Source organism: Fusobacterium sp. FSA-380-WT-3A, from assembly GCF_012843705.1.
GTDB lineage: Bacteria > Fusobacteriota > Fusobacteriia > Fusobacteriales > Fusobacteriaceae > Fusobacterium_B.
Map to the genome: position 1 here is coordinate 1 of NZ_JABAFQ010000036.1, position 1239 is coordinate 1239.

Annotated in this window: 1 rRNA gene; it reads right to left on the reverse strand. The window is 43.3% G+C overall.

The window, feature by feature from the left end:
• Positions 1-1067, reverse strand: a 23S ribosomal RNA gene (locus HF862_RS09915); the annotation flags it as partial.
• Between the last annotated feature and the right edge of the window lie 172 nt (positions 1068-1239).

The window sequence follows — 1239 nt, forward strand, 5'->3', positions numbered from 1 at the left end:
TTAGCTATAATTAGGGACCTTAGCTGACGGTCTGGGTTGTTTCCCTTTTGACCATGGATCTTAGTACCCATAGTCTCACTCCTAAGATTAAAAATTACGGTATTCGGAGTTTGGTTAGCTTCGGTAAGCAATATGCCCCCTAGACTATTCAGTGCTCTACCCCCGCAATTTAATTCTTAAGGCTGCACCTAAATGCATTTCGGAGAGAACGAGCTATCTCTCAGTTCGATTGGCGTTTCACCCCTAAACCTATCTCATCTCCCAACTTTTCAACGGCGGTGAGTTCGGGCCTCCACTGTGTCTTACCACAGCTTCACCCTGGACAGGATTAGATCACCAAGTTTCGCGTCTACGCCTAACGACTTAGCGCCCTATTAAGACTCGGTTTCCCTACGGCTCCGGTATACTTAACCTTGCCGTTAAACGTAACTCGCAGGATCATTCTCCAAAAGGCACGCCATCACCCTTACGGGCTCTGACCGCTTGTAAGCACACGATTTCAGGTTCTATTTCACTCCCCTCCCGGGGTTCTTTTCACCTTTCCCTCACGGTACTATACGCTATCGGTTAACAAGAGTATTTAGTCTTACGAGATATGGTCCTCGCTGATTCACACAGAATTCCTCGTGTTCCGTGCTACTTGGGAGAGCTTTACGATTGTTACAAATTACCTATACAGGACTATCACCTTCTATGGTTAAGTTTTCCAACTTATTCTAATTCTTTAAAACAACTCGTTGAATATCTTGCAGTTCTTCAAAAAGCTTCCCACAACCTCGCGCAAGCAACGACTGCATTCTTGACACTTACGCGATTTAGACTTGGTCCCCGTTCGCTCGCCGCTACTTAGGGAATCGTTTTTACTTTCTTTTCCTCAGACTACTTAGATGTTTCAGTTCATCTGGTTACCGTTTTCACACTAAGACTTCATCTTAGTAGATTTCTCCATTGGGAAATCCTGGGATCAAAGTTCGATTGCAACTACTCCAGGCTTATCGCAGCTTACCACGTCCTTCATCGGCTCTTATTACCTAGGCATCCACCGTGTGCCCTTAATTCTCTTAATCTTTAAATTTAAGTTTGCTAACTCTACTAAAAAATTTAGTAAAATTGTTTGGTTTCTCTAATTACTATGTAGTTTCCAATGTTCAAGAAGTAATGTAAGAACATTACCAATAGAAAGAGATATATGAATTGCTCCTTAGAAAGGAGGTGATCCATCCGCACGTTCCCGTACGG